The 15,658-nt window shown below is 72.7% G+C and carries 13 protein-coding genes and 1 tRNA gene; 7 read left to right on the top strand and 7 right to left on the bottom strand.

All coding sequences use genetic code 11. The features are described 5' to 3' along the window. The first annotated feature begins 37 nt into the window (after positions 1-37). Positions 38-1,537, top strand: coding sequence for a polyprenol phosphomannose-dependent alpha 1,6 mannosyltransferase MptB (gene mptB / locus AB0J53_RS03640; RefSeq protein ID WP_364168319.1), 1,500 nt, complete (start codon positions 38-40; stop codon positions 1,535-1,537). Here the strand turns inward: mptB and AB0J53_RS03635 are convergent. Continuing rightward, entirely contained in the window at positions 1,425-4,241 is a 2,817-nt protein-coding gene (locus tag AB0J53_RS03635; protein WP_364168317.1) for a hypothetical protein, read from the bottom strand. The genes mptB and AB0J53_RS03635 overlap by 113 nt on opposite strands. A gap of 60 nt (positions 4,242-4,301) precedes the next feature. On the opposite strand from AB0J53_RS03635, the gene AB0J53_RS03630 reads away from it, so the two are divergent. From AB0J53_RS03630 to serS, 3 genes are read left to right on the top strand one after another with little or no spacing between them, the layout of a single operon-like run. After that, entirely contained in the window at positions 4,302-5,525 is a 1,224-nt protein-coding gene (locus AB0J53_RS03630) for a glycosyltransferase 87 family protein (RefSeq protein ID WP_364168316.1), read from the top strand. A gap of 2 nt (positions 5,526-5,527) precedes the next feature. Further along, complete coding sequence (gene pheA, locus AB0J53_RS03625; protein ID WP_219498644.1) at positions 5,528-6,448, top strand: prephenate dehydratase; 921 nt, start codon at positions 5,528-5,530, stop codon at positions 6,446-6,448. A gap of 41 nt (positions 6,449-6,489) precedes the next feature. Beyond that, positions 6,490-7,752 carry a serine--tRNA ligase gene (serS, locus tag AB0J53_RS03620; RefSeq protein ID WP_219498646.1) on the top strand — a complete coding sequence of 421 codons (1,263 nt, stop codon included), beginning with the start codon at positions 6,490-6,492 and terminating at the stop codon, positions 7,750-7,752. Between the two features lie 31 nt (positions 7,753-7,783). On the opposite strand, the gene AB0J53_RS03615 is transcribed toward serS, so the two are convergent. After that, the gene (locus AB0J53_RS03615) at positions 7,784-9,262 is read right to left on the bottom strand and encodes a hypothetical protein (protein ID WP_364168314.1); all 1,479 of its coding nucleotides are present in this window, start codon (positions 9,260-9,262) and stop codon (positions 7,784-7,786) included. A gap of 164 nt (positions 9,263-9,426) precedes the next feature. Then, complete coding sequence (locus tag AB0J53_RS03610) at positions 9,427-9,630, bottom strand: cold-shock protein (RefSeq protein ID WP_043619750.1); 204 nt, start codon at positions 9,628-9,630, stop codon at positions 9,427-9,429. A 223-nt stretch (positions 9,631-9,853) separates the two neighbouring features. Between AB0J53_RS03610 and AB0J53_RS03605 the strand changes: the two genes are divergently transcribed. Further along, entirely contained in the window at positions 9,854-10,660 is an 807-nt protein-coding gene (locus AB0J53_RS03605; protein ID WP_219498652.1) for an HAD family hydrolase, read from the top strand. Here AB0J53_RS03605 and AB0J53_RS03600 read toward each other — a convergent pair. Both AB0J53_RS03600 and AB0J53_RS03595 read right to left on the bottom strand, forming a co-directional pair. Then, positions 10,651-11,163: a bacterial proteasome activator family protein gene (locus AB0J53_RS03600; RefSeq protein WP_364168312.1), complete on the bottom strand. Its 513-nt coding sequence runs from the start codon at positions 11,161-11,163 to the stop codon at positions 10,651-10,653. The two genes, AB0J53_RS03605 and AB0J53_RS03600, sit on opposite strands and share 10 nt — an antisense overlap. Positions 11,164-11,168: 5 nt before the next feature. After that, positions 11,169-12,125: an NAD(P)H-quinone oxidoreductase gene (locus AB0J53_RS03595; protein WP_219498657.1), complete on the bottom strand. Its 957-nt coding sequence runs from the start codon at positions 12,123-12,125 to the stop codon at positions 11,169-11,171. 111 nt (positions 12,126-12,236) lie between these two features. Between AB0J53_RS03595 and AB0J53_RS03590 the strand changes: the two genes are divergently transcribed. Next, the gene (locus AB0J53_RS03590; protein ID WP_364168310.1) at positions 12,237-14,252 is read left to right on the top strand and encodes an AAA family ATPase; all 2,016 of its coding nucleotides are present in this window, start codon (positions 12,237-12,239) and stop codon (positions 14,250-14,252) included. 1 nt (position 14,253) lies between these two features. Here AB0J53_RS03590 and AB0J53_RS03585 read toward each other — a convergent pair. Continuing rightward, positions 14,254-14,340, bottom strand: a tRNA-Ser gene (locus AB0J53_RS03585). A gap of 51 nt (positions 14,341-14,391) precedes the next feature. Between AB0J53_RS03585 and AB0J53_RS03580 the strand changes: the two genes are divergently transcribed. Beyond that, positions 14,392-14,718 carry an STAS domain-containing protein gene (locus AB0J53_RS03580; RefSeq protein WP_219498660.1) on the top strand — a complete coding sequence of 109 codons (327 nt, stop codon included), beginning with the start codon at positions 14,392-14,394 and terminating at the stop codon, positions 14,716-14,718. On the opposite strand, the gene AB0J53_RS03575 is transcribed toward AB0J53_RS03580, so the two are convergent. Then, positions 14,701-15,546 carry an NUDIX domain-containing protein gene (locus AB0J53_RS03575; RefSeq protein ID WP_219498662.1) on the bottom strand — a complete coding sequence of 282 codons (846 nt, stop codon included), beginning with the start codon at positions 15,544-15,546 and terminating at the stop codon, positions 14,701-14,703. The two genes, AB0J53_RS03580 and AB0J53_RS03575, sit on opposite strands and share 18 nt — an antisense overlap. Positions 15,547-15,658 lie beyond the last annotated feature (112 nt).

The following is a 15,658-nucleotide window of genomic DNA, read 5'->3' as shown; positions in this document are numbered from 1 at the left end:
GTCCGGGCGGGCGTGGCGAGTGTGCTGGAATTTGCGGGTGACTTCCGAGACCCGGAGTGCCGGGGCCGCCGCCGCGCCGGCCGCCACGCCGGTGGCCGTCCTGGCCACGGCGGCGATCGTCGCGTCGATCCTGCTGACGATCACCATCGGTCTTCTCGGCCCGTCCGCCCTGGTGCCCGCGCTGACCGGCGCGGCCTGGCATCCGCCGTTCTCGCTGTCCGCCGCGCCCGATCCGCACCTGGTCGTCGCGATGGCCGCCGCCGCGCTCGTCCTGGGCGCCGCCGGGCTGCTCGCCGGGCTGAGCGTCCTGCCCTCGCGCGGGGGCGTCGCCCGCTCTCTGGTCGCCCGCCGTCTTGTGGCGCTCGGCTGCGTGGCCGCCGGGGTGCTGGCGTTCCTGCCGCCGTCCGGCTCCGGTGACCACCTCAACTACGCCGCCTACGGGCGCATGCTCACGCTCGGCCTGAGCCCCTACTCCCACGGCGCGACCGACCTGCCCGGCGACCCGATCGCCGACGCGGTCGAGGAGCCGTGGCGGGAGGAGCCGAGCGTCTACGGGCCCGTCGCCACGTTCGTGCAGGCCCTGGCGAGCTGGGTGGGCGGCGACTCCCTGCGCCTCACGATCTTCGTTCTCGCGCTGGTCAACTCCGCCGCCTTCGTCGCGACCGGGCTCCTGATCGACCGCTTCACCCGGCACGACCCGGCCAGGCGCGTGCGCGCCGCGCTGCTGTGGACGGCCAACCCGCTGCTGCTCTACCAGCTCGTCGCGGGCATGCACGTCGACACGCTGGCCATCGCGTGCGTGGTGGCCGCCCTGCTGGCGAACGGCCTGCCGTCCAGGGGCGGCGCCCTGGCCACCGGCGCGCTGCTGGGGCTGGGGGTCGCCGCCAAGGTCAACGTCGGCCTCGTGGCGCTCGGGCCCGCGTGGGAGATGCGGCGGCGGCCCGGCCGGCTGGCCCTCGTGGCCGGGATCGCGCTCGCGGTGGTGGTCGCCGGTTACGTCCTCGTCGGGGCCGAGGCCGTCGGGCCCGTGACCCGCACCAGCAAGTCGATCTCCCACGCCTCGCCGTGGAAGCTCGTCCAGGGCTGGCTGCAGGAGATCGTCGGCACCGGCAGCGCCTACCGGGGCGAGATCCAGATCGGCTCGCTGCTGCTGCTCGCGCTCATCGCCTGGTCGCTGTTCCGGGTGACCCGGGCGGCGCGCGGGCCCGCAGGCGAGAGCGCGGCGGTGGTGGCGCTGGTGCTGGTCGTCGCCTACCTGTTCGCCTCGCCCTACGTGCTTCCCTGGTACGACGGGCTGGCGTTCGGGGTGCTGGCCCTGGTCGCCGCGTCCACGCTCGACCAGTTCCTCGTCGCCCACCTGCTCGTGCTGTCGCTGGCCTACCTGCCGGCCCGGGTCTACGTGCTGCCCGACGACCTCGAATGGCTCAGGAGCGTCGTGCGCGGCCAGATGACGCCGTGGGCGCTGCTGGCCCTGACGGCGGCCCTGCTGTGGTGGGCGCGGCGAGCTGCAAGGCCCTTACACACGCCGCGAGCGTGAGCGGCACCGCCACGGTCAGCGCCATGGCCGGGATGGCGATGCCCGAGTCGTTCATGAGGAAACCGATGAGCGCGCACGTCAGCGCGCCGAACAGCCCGGCACGCAGCGTGGGCGCCAGCGCGTACGCCTGGCCGAGCGCCGAGGCGCCCCACCGCGACGGCCGGTTCAGCACCAGGAAGAGGAAGGCCAGCGCGACCAGCGACAGGAGGGTCAGCGACCAGTTCCCCACCGTGACGCCCACCATCGCCCCGAACTTGCGGGCCACCACGGTCAACGCCTGACCGTCGATGATCTGCTGGACGAACGTGCCCAGATGCGTCCGCTGGCTGTCCGGGCGCAGCCAGTCGAACACCGCGATCGCGCCGATCAGCACCGCCCCGGCCAGGCCCACCAGCAGCAGCTTCACGATCGACACCCGGCGTCCCGACAGGAGGATGAGAAACACCGCCAGCCCCACCACGAACGCCGGCACCCCGCCGAAGTCGGCGCCCCACGACGGCCACCCGTCGGCGAACACCGCCAGCCCGCCGTACGCCGCGCACACCGCCATCACCACGACCCGCGGCGTCCCCCGGCCGTTCAGCCACTGCGCCACCCCGGCCAGGGCCAGGATCGTGCCCGTCGCGTAGATGGCGAACGCGATGTTGCTGAAGCCGTAGAAGCGGCCGCCCGTGACGGGCTCGTAGCCGGACACCGCGTTCACCTGGAGGGTGGAGCCGGTCATCACGTCCACCAGCATCGCCACCGACGTCACGGCCGCCACCACGGTCAGCGGGCCCAGCACGTGCGCCCGCCACGGGCCCGCGAACGCCAGACCGGTGATGAGGGCGGCGGTGGCCAGGATGGTGCCGATCAGCGCCGTCATCGGCGCCCCCAGGCTCCACCACGGGACCAGCTGGGCGAGGAACGTCGACACGGCGATGGCGCCACTCACGACGGACACCACCTGCACGGCCACCAGCAACCGTGAGGCACTGGCCACATCGATCCCCCCAGCCGCCCGGAGCCCACTGCCGGTGGCATGGGGCGACCGCCCGCCCTGGGCCGCTCCCGGAGACGCCGGACGGCCTGCGGCCCCGGTTTCTCCGCCCTGGGTCGGGCGGTCTGCGGTCCCGGCCTCTTCGGCCTGGGCTGAGCGGTCTGCGGTGCCGAGTTCTTCGGTCCGGGCCTGGTCGGTCTGTGGGGTGGGGTGTCCGGCTTGTGTGGGGTGGCCTTCGGGGGTGCGGCGGCGGCGTAGGGCCAGGGCGGCGAAGGCGTAGAAGAGGAGCTGCACGGCGACGAAGACGGCGAAGAAGGGGCCGCGGACCTCGCGGAGGACCTGGCTGGCCAGGTCGGCGTCCGCCAGGCCGGTGACCGTTTCGGCCGGGGTGGCCGCGGCGCCGTTCGGTTGCCAGGGGCGGCCGACGACCTGGCGCGGGTGTTCGGCGCCGGTGAGCTGGATGGCCGTGGCCGTCAGGTCGGAGATGGTGACGAGGGCGTCCTGGCGGGTGGAGGTGGCGGTGAGGTGGCCGGGCCCGTACGGCTGGCCTGTGGGCGAGGGGCCGGCGGCGATGGCGACGTGCAGGTGGGCGCTGGGGGTGACGTCCGAGATGCCCGCGACGAGGGTGGTGAAGCCGGGCGGGAGGGTGGCGAGGAACGCGCCGATCCGGGCGTCGGCCTTGGCCACGGCGGCGTGGCGGGTGGCGGCGGGCATGGCGGTGGGGACGCCGTACTGGTCGAGGGGACGGTGGGACCAGGCGTCGGCGAGTTCGGGGGCGTCGAGGACGATCAGGGTGTAGGCGGACGGGTCCGGGAGGGCCTCGGGGGTGTCGGCGTATCGGGTGATATTTCCCGCCTTGTCGGCGGCGGCGAGCGCGGCTCCCGGCCCGATCGCGGCCGCCTTGCCTCCGGCGTCGGCCACGGACTGGCCGAGGGTGCCGAGCTGGGCGGCGTACCCGGTGTCGGCCTGGTGGGCGGACAGCTCGGCCCAGCCGGGGACCGCCGCGCCGCCGTCCGCGGTGGGCCGGGGGGCGGGGGTGGGCGGGCAGCCCTTGCCGGGGGTGCCCGCGCGCTGGCCCGCAGAGACGGTGAGCCAGCCGGCGACCGGGCAGGTGATGCCGCGGTCCGGGGGCGGGACGGCGCGGGTGGACATGGAGGCGGAGGCGCCCTGGGTGACGAGTTTCCACAGGTTGGGGGTGCGGGACTCGTCGAGGTCGCTCCACTCCAGGCCGGGGACGCCGATGAGCGCCACCCGGCCGGGTGCGGCGGTGGCCGGTGCGGTCGTGGCCGGCGCGGTGGTGGCCGAGGCGGGTGCTGCCAGGACGGTGGTGAGCATGAGGGTGAGCAGCAGGGCGGCCAGTGCGCCGAGGGCCGGTCGCCGTGCGCCTTGTGCGCCGCTTCGCCGTACCCGTTGCGCCGACCTCCGCCGTACCGCGTACTCGCCGCACCGGCGCCCGGAGAGCTCGCGCCCATGCCCGGGGAGGTCGTGCCAGCGCCCGGAGAGGTCGCTCCTGTGCTCGGGGAGGGTGCCCTGGCGGCCGGGGAGGTTGCGCTGGTGCTCGGGGAGACCGGGCAGGCGCCCAGGGAGGTCGCTCAGGTGCCCTGGAAGGTCGTGCTGGCGTGCGGGGAGAGCGCGCAGGCGCTCGGGGAGGTTGTGCTGGCCTTCCGGGAGGTCGCTCCCGTGCTTGGGGAGGGGGGAGGGCGCGCGGAAGGTGGCTTGCGGCATGTGCGGAACCCCCGGTGTTGGCGCGCTCGGTGAACAACAGCCACGGTAACGTGCCACACCGTGACGAGTGTCGAGGCGCCGTGGCGGCGGCAGTGGTGGGCGTGGGCCGTGGCGGTGCTGGTCGTCGCGGCGGCTGTGACGCCGCTGGTGCAGCACTGGCTGACGAACCCGGACGACCAGCGCCTGGTGGACCTCGACGTCTACCGTACCGGCGGGCGGATGCTGCTCGACGGGCGTCCGGTCTACGACTATTTCACCCCGGCGCCGCAGTTGCTGCCGTTCACGTACCCGCCGGTGGCGGCGATGATGGCGGCGGGCCTCGCGGCGATGTCGTGGGAGACGGCGCAGTGGGCGTGGACGGCGGGGATCTTCGTCGCGCTGGCCGTGGCGGTGGGGTTCGCGTTCCGGCGGGTGCTGGGCGGCAGGTACGCGCCGTGGGTGTTCGCGTTCCTGATGGTGGCGTGCACGTACCTGATGCCGATCCGCGACCAGGTGCGGTTCGGGCAGGTGGACATCCTGCTGGTGGCGCTGTGCCTGGCGGACTGTGTGGCGCGGCGGCCGTGGTGGCCGCGCGGGTTCCTGATCGGGGTGGCGACGGCGGTCAAGCTGACGCCGGGCGTCTTCCTGATCTATCTGCTGGTGACGCGGCAGTGGCGGACGCTGTTCATGGCGTCGTTCGTGACGGCGTTGCTGACGTTGCTGCCGTTCGCGGTGGTGCCGCAGGACGCGGTGGACTTCTGGTTCGGGGCGCTGCTCGACTCCGAGCGGCTGGGGGCGAACGCCGCCACGACGAACCAGTCGATGCGCGGCATGCTGATCCGCCTGTACATGCCGGACGCGCTGACGACGGTGATCTGGCTGGCGTTGGTGGCGGTGGTCGGGTGGTACGGGTTCCGCGCCGCGCGTGAGGCGTACCGGGCGGGTGACGGGGTGCGCGCGGTGGCGCTCGTGGGGCTGATGGCGGTGCTGCTGTCGCCGGTCGCCTGGATCCACCATCTGGCCTGGGTGGTCGTGGTGCTGGGGGCGATCGTGGGCGACGGGCGCGATCCGGTGCGGCTGCGGGTGGCCGCGGGGGTGTGGCTGTACTACGTGGTGCCGGTCCCGTGGTGGGGGGTGTCGCTGAAGGCGGCGGAGATACCGGTGGTCAGCCCGGTGCTCGGCAAGATCGTGCAGAACGGTTTCGGACTGGGGGCGCTGGCCCTGGTGTGGCTGCTGGGCTGGTGGCTGCCGAAACGGCGTTCCGAAATACCCGACGCGGCTCGTCAACCTGCGGATACCCTGTGAGTATGCCCAGACTCGCGTATCTCGGACCGGAGGGGACCTTCACCGAGGAGGCCCTGCGGCTGCTGGAGCCAGGGGCCGAGCGCCTGCCGTGCGCCACCGTGCCTGCCGCGCTCAACGCGGTGCGGAGCGGCGAGGCCGACGGGGCCGTGGTGCCGCTGGAGAACTCCCTTGAGGGCGGCATCACGACGACGCTCGACGAGTTCGCCTGGGGCGAGCCGTTGCTGATCACCGCCGAGCTGCTGCTGCCGGTGCGGTTCTCGCTGCTGGCCAGGCCCGACACCGAGCTGGTGCACATCAAGCGCGTCTACACGCATCCGGCGGCGATCACGCAGTGCCGGGCGTTCGTGTCGCGCGAGCTGCCCGACGCGGTCGTGGTGTCCGCGCCGTCGACCGCCGCGGCGGCCCAGGAGGTGTCGCTGCCGGGCTCGCCGTACGACGCGGCCATCGCGGCGCGCATCGCGGGCGAGCACTACGGCCTGGTCGAGCTGGTGGGCGACATCGGCGACCGGTCCGACACCGTGACCCGGTTCGTCAGGGTGAGCAGGCCGGGCCCGCTGCCCGAGCCGACCGGCTCCGACCGCACCACGCTGGTGGCTTTCCTGGCCGACGACCATCCGGGCGCGCTGCTGGAGATGCTGACCGAGTTCTCGGTGCGCGGCGTCAACCTGAGCCGGATCGAGTCGCGGCCCACCGGCAACGGCATCGGCCGCTACTTCTTCCACTTCGACTTCGAGGGTCACGTGGCCGACGCGCGGGTGGGAGAGGCGATCTCCGGGCTGCACCGCATCTGCGGCGAGGTGCGCTTCCTGGGCAGTTATCCGCGCGCGGACGGGGTGGCGCCGCAGATCAAGCGGGGCACCGCCGACGCGGAGTTCGCCGAGGCGGCGGGCTGGCTGGCCCGTGTCCGCGCCGGCGAGGTCTAATCCGGGAGCGGGTGAGGGGCCCGCGCCGGTAGCCTTTCCTTGTGATTGACCTGCGTACCCTTCGTGAGGATCCCGACCGGCTACGGGCGTCGCAGCGTGCCCGCGGTGAGGACGACTCCGTCGTCGACACGCTGCTCGCGCTCGATGAGCGCCGCCGATCCGCGCTGACCTCGTTCGAGGCCATGCGCGCCGAGCAGAAGAGCATGGGCAAGTCGGTCTCCAAGGCGCAGGGCGAGGAGAAGGCCGCGCTGCTCCAGCGGGCCAAGGAGCTCGCCTCGCAGGTCAAGTCCGCCGAGGCCGAGGCCGAAAAGCTGGCCGGCGAGCTCGACGAGGTCCTGCAGACGGTGCCCAACATCGTCGAGGAGGCCGCCCCGCCCGGCGGCGAGGACGACTACGTCGTGCTGGAGACGCACGGCGAGCCCCGGGTGTTCGACTTCGAGCCGAAGGACCATCTGGAGCTGGGCGAGCGGCTCGACGCCATCGACATGGAGCGCGGCGCCAAGGTGTCCGGCTCGCGGTTCTTCTTCCTCAAGGGCGTGGGCGCCAGGCTGCAGCTCGGCCTGCTCAACATGGCGATGCAGCACGCGATCGAGCGCGGGTTCACGCCGATGATCACGCCGGTGCTGGTCAAGCCGGAGACGATGCAGGGCACCGGGTTCCACGTGGCCCACGACAAGGAGATCTACCGTCTGCCTGACGACGACCTCTACCTGGTCGGCACGTCGGAGGTGTCGCTGGCGGGCTACCACGCGCACGAGATCATCGGCGGTGACGAGCTGCCGCTGCGCTACGCGGGCTGGTCGTCGTGCTTCCGCCGCGAGGCGGGCTCCTACGGCAAGGACACCCGGGGCATCATCCGCGTCCACCAGTTCGACAAGGTCGAGATGTTCTCCTACGTGCGTCCCGAGGACGCCGCCGCCGAGCACCAGCGGCTGCTTGAGTACGAGAAGGAGATGCTCGCCAAGATCGAGGTCCCGTATCGGATCATCGACACGGCGGCCGGTGACCTCGGCATGTCGGCGGCGCGCAAGTTCGACTGCGAGGCGTGGATCCCCACGCAGGGCCGCTACCGCGAGCTGACCTCGACGTCCAACTGCACCGAGTTCCAGGCGCGCCGGCTCGCCGTCCGCTACCGGGACAAGGACGGCAAGCCGCAGCATCTGGCCACGCTCAACGGCACGCTGGCCACGACCCGCTGGATCGTCGCCATCCTGGAGAACCACCAGCAGGCCGACGGCTCGGTCGTGGTGCCCGCCGCGCTGCGCCCGTACGTGGGCCTGGACGTGCTGGAGCCCGCCAAGTAGCCCATCGCCGGCTGACGGCCCGCGCGGGCCGTCAGCCGCGTCCTGGGAGCGTGTACGCGTCCGGCCGCGGCTCGCGTGCCTCCAGCAGGGCGCGCCTGCGCAGCGTGACGAGCCCGGCGGCGGCGGCCCCGACGCCGAGCAGGGCGGCGGCCGCCAGGGCGAGGCCGTAGTCGTCCACCAGGCCCGCGCTCCACGCCCTGAACGGCGCCGCCACGCCCACCCCGACCAGCACCCCGGCGCCCACGGCACGCCAGACGCCGCGCGCGCCGAGCCACGCGTCGGAGACGAGCGAGGCGGCCACGATCATCGCGGAGATCAGCAGGACGCCTCCGACGAACATGGCCGCCATCCACAGCGGGGTCACGGGCAAGAGCCAGTACTCGTACGGCCACGGCGCCATGACCAGGGCGCCTCCGGCGGCCAGCGCCACGACCGCCCAGGGGCGGGTGCGGCGGGTGGGCCGCGCGGCCTGCGCGCTCAGCCCGGCCAGGGCCGCCAGGACGGCGGCCAGCGCGGCGACCCGCATCTCGCCGGAGACGTCGGCGGACCGGCTCAGCGGGATCGCCGCGGCGTCCGACAGCTCGCCCTGGGGTGTGAGGCCGAGCCGCCGCCAGGCCCCGTCGGCGTCCTTCACGGCCACGCCGTCGCGGCCGTTGGCCACGACGACCACGTGCCCGTCGCCGTGTTCCTGGACGGCCAGCGACCTCGACACGATGGGAGCGCCGTCGGAGAGGGCGCGTTCCAGCATCTTGACGCGCCCCGGCGACACCTCCCAGCCGGGGTCCCACGTCGCGCCGCCGTCGCCGGAGCGCATGACCTTCATCGCGCCCTCGACGATCTGGTAGCAGTGCTCGCGCAGGCAGGCGGCGCGCTGGCCGGGGCCGAGCTCCTGCCCGTCCCATGCGGGGCCGATCGGCGGCTCGTCGCCTTCCAGAGCGGCCGACGCCCTCTCGCTCTTCCAGTCCGTCCACGTGCGCCCGCCGTCGGAGGACGCCAGCGGGCCCATGGACTCGCCCGCGACCACGATGGAGTCCTCGCGTACCACGACGACGTGGGCGGCCGGGGGACCGGGCGCCGCCGCGGTGGCGGTGACGGCGAGCACGGCCAGCGGCATGGTGGTGATCACGAGCCAGCGCCGCGGGACGCCCGTGAGGCTGCGCCGCCGGATCCACCACGCCAGGCCGAGCGCCGGCAGGGCCAGAAGATCCGTGGGATCGGTCAGGACGCGCGACGGGCCCGCCACGGCTGTCCAGACATGGGAGGCGGCCTCAGCGCCCGTCTCCGTCGTTTTCACGAGCGTGTAGAGCACACCGGTCAGGAGTGTGGCCGCCAGATCGGCGCGGCGGCACAGCAGGAGGGCCACCAGAGGCGGCGCGACCACCAGCCCGGCCACGTCGCTGAGCTTGCCCGTGACAGGGCTTGACCAGGCGTGTTTGAGCAGGTGGTCGTTGAGAAGCAGAACGAGTGCCGCGACGAGCGTCGCGGGGTGCGATAACCACGCATGCCTCATATATGGCTTGATGTCGCGAAAGGCCGCGTGGTTCGGCGGGGATGTGAATCGAGTCACATCCGTGATCGGCCCGGGATCGGCACGGGATCGGCCGGGGTTCAGTCCGGAATGCGAAAGGCCGAGGCCCGCTGGAAGCGAACCCCGGCCTGTCTCGCTGCTACAGGTCAGATGGCACGGACCTGGGAGGCCTGCGGCCCCTTCTGTCCCTGCGTGATCTCGAACTCGACCCGCTGGCCGTCTTCAAGGCTGCGGTAGCCGTTGCCGACGATCTCGGAGAAGTGCACGAACACGTCCGGCGCACCGCCGTCCGGGGCGATGAAGCCGAAGCCCTTCTCAGCGTTGAACCACTTGACGGTTCCCTGAGCCATAAAAGCTCTCCCTCAGGATGTGAATCTATGGGACCCACACCTCGTGGGTCCCGGTGTGTCGTACAGCAAGCACCCGGGGTGGCTCAGACAATGTCATGCTGGTTTTCACTACGGGATCAGCTAATACAACGCCTCCACATCTAACACCATTCTGGCGCGTTGGTGTTCCCGTCGGTAGGAAGATTTCTGGCCGGTCGCATCACCGGGCAAACTGGAACCTGTTATGTACAGCCTTCCCGCGCCGCGTCTAGTGGCCACCGACCTGGACGGCACTGCCCTGCGTACCGACGGAACCGTGTCTCCCCGCACGGCTGCCGCGTTCGCCAAGGTGGAGGATGCCGGAGCCATGCTCGTGTTCGTGACCGGGCGGCCGCCCCGCTGGATGGGCGGCGTGGCGGGCGCGTTGCGCCACCGTGGCCTGGCCATCTGCGCCAACGGTGCGCTGATCTACGATCTGCATACCGAACGGATAGTTGAATCTCACCTCATCGACGCGGAGGTGCTGGAGGAAGTCGTCGCTCAGCTTCGAGCGAACGTGCCCGAACTCGCCTTTTCGGTCGAGTATGAAGGCGGTTTTGCGCACGAGTCAGATTTCCCGCTCGGGAGCTGGGACCGCAAGGCCGTCCAGGGGCTCGACGCCGGCTGCGAGACGCTCACGGGGCGCCCCTGCGCCAAGCTCCTGGCTCTGCACCCCGAGATGGACCCCGACACCCTCCACGCGACCGTGCAGGGCCTCGTGGGCCATCTGGTGACCGCCACCCACTCCAGCGGCCGGAGCCTCATCGAGATGAGCGCCCACGGCGTCACCAAGGCCACGGCGCTGGCCACGCTCGCCGAGCGGCACGAGATCAAGGCGTCGGAGGTCGTGGCGTTCGGCGACATGCCGAACGACCTGCCCATGCTGAGCTGGGCAGGCACGTCCTACGCGGTCGCCAACGCGCACCCCGGCGTGCTGGCGGCGGTCGACCATGTGACCGAGGCCAACGACGACGACGGCGTCGCGCGGGTGCTGGAGGAGCTTTACAGGTAGGGGCCGGAGCCGTGCGGCCGCGGCTGGTCCTCCCCCTGCGGCACGCCGGGCAGCGCCCTGCGCATCTGCTCCAGCTGGGCCCTGGCGGCCATCTGCTGCGCGAACAGCGTCGTCTGGATGCCGTGGAAGAGCCCTTCGAGCCACCCCACGAGCTGGGCGTGCGCGATGCGCAGCTCGGCGTCGCTGGGAACCGCGCCGTTGTCGTCGGTGAAGGGCAGCGACAGCCGCTCCAGCTCCTCGACCAGCTCCGGCGCCAGGCCGTCCTCGAGCTCCTTGATGGAGGACTCGTGGATCTCCTTCAGCCGCTTGCGGCTGGCCTCGTCGAGAGGAGCCGCGCGCACCTCCTCCAGGAGCTGCCTGATCATGCTGCCGATGCGCATCACCTTGGCGGGCTGCTCGACCAGGTTGGTGACCGACCGCTCTTCCTCGCCGTTATCGCCCTGACCTTGGAAGTCGGGGCCCACCACCACGATGTGGGGGGTGTTGTTGTCCTCAGCATTCATACGTCTCACCGTACTAGCAGGATCTTCCCGACGTGCTCCCCGGAATCGACCATTCGATGCGCCTCGGCGGCGTCGGACATCGGCAGCTCGGCGTACACGACGGGACGCACGGCCCCGGCGCTGACCAGCGGCCATACGTTGTCGACGACGCTGCGGACGATGGCGCCCTTCTCGTCGACGGGCCGGGAACGCAGCGTGGTGCCGTGGACCGAGGCGCGCTTCGCCAGCAGCGCGCCCAGGTCGAGCTCGGCCTTGCGGCCGCCCTGGAGGCCGATGACGACGAGCCGCCCGCCCGTACGCAGCGCCCGGATATTTCCGGACAGGTACTTGGCGCCCATGATGTCGAGAATCACATCCGCCTCGACCTTGTCCGCGAAGTCCTCCTCGCGGTAGTTGACCACCTCGTCGGCGCCCAGCTCCCTGACCCGCTCGGCCTTGGCCGCCGACCCCACCGTCGCCGCCACCCGCGCGCCCAGCGCCTTGGCGAGCTGCACCGCGAACGTGCCGATCCCGCTCGCCCCGCCGTGCACCAGCAGCGTCTCGCCGCGCCGCAGCCGCGCCGTCATGAACACGTTCGACCACACCGTGCACGCCACCTCCGGCAGCCCGGCGGCCTCCACCAGCCGCACGCCCTGCGGCACCGGCATGACCTGCTGCCACGGCACGCTCACGCGCTCGGCGTAGCCGCCCCCGGCCAGCAGCGCGCACACCTCGTCGCCGGCCTTGAACTGCTCCACGTCCGCGCCGACCTCGGCCACCACGCCGGACACCTCGAGCCCCGGGTAGGCCGGCGCGCCGGGCGGCGGATCGTAGCGGCCCATGCGCTGGTGCACGTCCGCCCGGTTGACCGCGGAGGCCGTCACCTCGACGAGCACGTCGCCGCGCCCCGGCCGCGGATCCGGCACCTCACGCCATTCCAGCACCTCTGGCCCGCCGCTGCGGGTGATCTCGATGGCTCGCATGCGATCCACGGTAACGGGGCAGAGAAGTTGTGGGTTGGCGGCGTTACCCTCCACTCTTGACGTTAACCTGCGAAGTATTTGCTGCCCCTTTAGACCCACAGGGGGAACACGGTGGCAAGGCACGATCGGGAAGAATCCCTCGAGGAACAGCTGGCCTGGCTCGACGCCATCAAGGAGACGGAAGACGCTCCGGTCAAGGTCAGCGCGTCGTCGGCGTCCGCCGACGACACCGCCGTCGTGTCGCCGTACCCGCAGGACCCGTGGCTCGCGGTGCCGCAGCACGACACGCCGCCCCCGCCGCTGTTCCGGGCCGCGGTCGACTCGGTGTACGGGGCCGCCGCGGCTGAGGAGCCGCCGCCTGCGCCCTCGGCCGGGAGTGAGGCGGGGGAGTGGCCGGACCAGGCCGAGCCCGCCGCCGCCCGTACGGTGTCCGCCGACGAGGCGTTCATGGCGCCGCTGCGGCCGCTGCCCCGGCCCGAGGAGCCGGCGCCGGAGCGGGCCGAGGAGCAGACGGAGGAGAACCTGCCCTGGCCGGCGCCCCCGGCCTGGCGGCCCGCGTCCCGCGAGGACACCGCGCCACAGCCGGCCGTCGCCGACACCCCGCCGTCCGACGACGCGGGCGAGCCGGACCCCGAGACCTCCGACCGCCCGGTCTGGACCCCCGACCGGACCGAACCCGACCGCCCGGACCCGGCCGACAGCCCCGGCTGGGGCTCCGGCGAGCACGACCGGCCCGAGCGGGGCGGCTGGGCGTCCGAGAAGCAGGACCAGGCCGAGAGGCCCGGCTGGGGTTCTGGGGAGCATGAGCGGCCCGAGAGGCTTGGTTGGGGCTCTGGGGAGCATCAGCAGCCCGAGGGGCCCGAGCGGGGTGGTTCGGGCGCTGGGGAGCGTGAGCTGCCCGATCGCGTCGGCTGGGGGGCCGCGGAGCAGGAGCGGGCGTCGGAGCCGATCCGGCTGCGGTGGGGCTCGGGCGAGCACGCGCGGCCCGAGTGGCCCTCCGAGGCCGCCGACCGCCCGTTCGGCGGCCAGGAGCGCCCAGAGCGTCCAGAGCGCCCGGAACGCCAGGAGCGTGCGCAGGAGGCCGTGGAGCCGCGGCACCGGCAGGCCCCCGAGTTCCAGCGCCCCGAGCCGCGCCGCCGCCCGGCCCCCGCGCCGGTCTTCAACGCGCCGCCGAAGCCGCCCGTCACCGGCAGGCCCACGGCCGACAGCCTCGACCCCGAGACCCTGCTGCGCGGCCGCCGCAACGCCCCGTCCAAGGGCTGGCGCCGCCTGATCTACAAGGCGTCAGGCGGCTGGATCAAGCCGGGCGAGCCCCCGGAGGTCAGGCGCCGCCGCGCGCTGATGGCCAGGGCCCGCACCCCCGTGGCCGCAGGTCACCACCGGGTGGCGGTGCTGAGTCTGAAGGGCGGCGTGGGCAAGACCACGACCACGGTCGGCCTGGGCGCGACGCTGGCGCAGATGCGCGGCGACCGGGTGATCGCCATCGACGCCAACCCCGACCGCGGCACCCTGTCCGACAAGCTGGAGCTGGAGACGTCCGCGACCGTGCGCGACCTGCTCAACGAGCGCGAGCAGGTCAAGCGTTACGTCGACATCAGGGCGTTCACGTCGCAGGCGCCGTCGCGGCTGGAGGTGCTGGCGTCCGACCGTGACCCGTCGGTGTCGGAGGCGTTCAGCGGCGCCGACTACCAGGCCGTCTCGCAGGTGCTGGAGAACTTCTACTCGATCTGCATCACCGACTGCGGCACCGGCCTGCTGCACTCGGCCATGGGCGGCGTGCTGGGCCTGGCCGACCAGATCGTGCTGGTCAGCTCGCCCTCGGTCGACGGCGCGCGGGCGGCCTCGGCGACGCTCGACTGGCTGGAGGCCCACCACTACGGCGGCCTGGTGCGCGAGGCGACGGTGGTGCTGTGCAGCGTGAGGCCGCGTTCGAAGTCGGCGGTCGACATCAAGAAGCTGGAGGCCCACTTCGCCGCCCGCTGCCGTGCCGTGATCCAGGTGCCCTACGACCCGCATCTGGAGGAGGGCGCCGAAATCGACCTGGACCGGCTGCAGGAGGACACGCGGGAGGCGTTTCTGCAGGTCGCGGCCAGCGTGGGCGACGGCTTCGCGGGAAGCCACGAGTAAGCGGAGGGTGTGGGATTCGAACCCACGAGGCCATCGCTGACCTGGCCGCTTTCAAGGCGGCTGCACTCGTCCACTATGCGAACCCTCCAGTGCGCACACCACGATAGCGGCTGCGGTGGCGCCGGTGTACGTTCAGGAGGTGGCGGATCTCAGCGTCGAGGTGGAGCGCGGCGAGGGCGTCATTGTCGTGCGCCTGGCCGGCGACCTCGACAAGCTGACGGCCCCCCGGTTCAAGGAGCGGCTGGCCGACTTGCCCGCCGAGGGCCGGTTCGATCTGGTGGTGGATGCGCTCGGGCTGGAGTTCTGCGATTCGAGCGGCCTGTGGGTGCTGGTGGAGCTGCAGCGGGCGGTGGGCGCGCACGGCGGCGGGCTGCGCCTGACGGGCGTGCACGGGGTGCTGCGCCGCGTGCTCGACGTGACCGGGCTCAAGGCGGTCTTCGACGGGGTCCTACCTGCCCAGCTGTGAGAGCAGCCAGCGCGGCCCGGTGGTCTCGGCGCCGAGCTCGGTGACGCGGTCCTTCAGGGCCCGGTCGGCGGTGACGACGAGCATCCGCTCCCACCGTTTGGCCCGGGCCACCACGTCCACGATGGCGTCGTCGCCGCTGCCGGTGGCGGCGACCACCTGGATGCCGGGCATGTCGGGCACGCCCCTGGCGGCGCCCTCGACGACCGCCACCATGCGCGGGAACCACTGCGCCAGCACCGGATGGTCCAGCCGCAGCCCCGCCACGTCGTGCAGCAGCCGGGTGGCGGCGCCGAGCCGGTCGTTCCACCAGCCGTGCTCGTGGCGGGCGCCGACGATGTTGGCCACGTCGAGCACGACGGTCTCGGGGCTGATCGCGCCCTGGATGTCGTCCCACGTCTCGGCGAACCCGGGATGCAGCTTGCGCCCCGGCACCTCGGGCAGCGGCACCCAGCGCAGCTCGTCGCTCTCGCCGTTGGCGCACACGGCGGCCAGCCGCTCGGCCGACTCGGCGATCACGGTCTCGAACTGCCAGCCGCCGTGGTCGTCGAGGTAGACGCCCTGGACGCGCAGCCCGTCAGCGGCGAGCGCGGCTTCCTCGTGGGCCTCGCGCAGCGCGGACGCCACGGCGTCCTCGTGGCTGTCGCGGGCTCCGCCGGGCAGGCCCCAGGTGCCGCCGTGGTGGCTCCACCAGGACCGCTTCTGCATCAGCACATGCGGGGTGCCGAGGTCGTCATGGTGCACGGCCAGGAGCCCTGAGGCGCCGTGGAGCCCCCAGTGCCGGTGGCCTCGTCCGCATTCGGTCCAGCCGTCGCCGTCCTTGTCCGCCATGTCGAAATTGTCGCAGCCTTCGCTTGAGATGACGTGGTGGTCATCATCCTACGTACCTTCTGACCTGCGGTAACCCTGGGCACACCGTGCGTGACGCGCGCCGGGTCCGGGC

The sequence above is a fragment of the Nonomuraea sp. NPDC049725 genome (assembly GCF_040674795.1).
GTDB classification, from domain to species: Bacteria; Actinomycetota; Actinomycetes; order Streptosporangiales; family Streptosporangiaceae; genus Nonomuraea; species Nonomuraea ceibae.
This window is presented reverse-complemented; position numbering and strand designations above follow the sequence as displayed.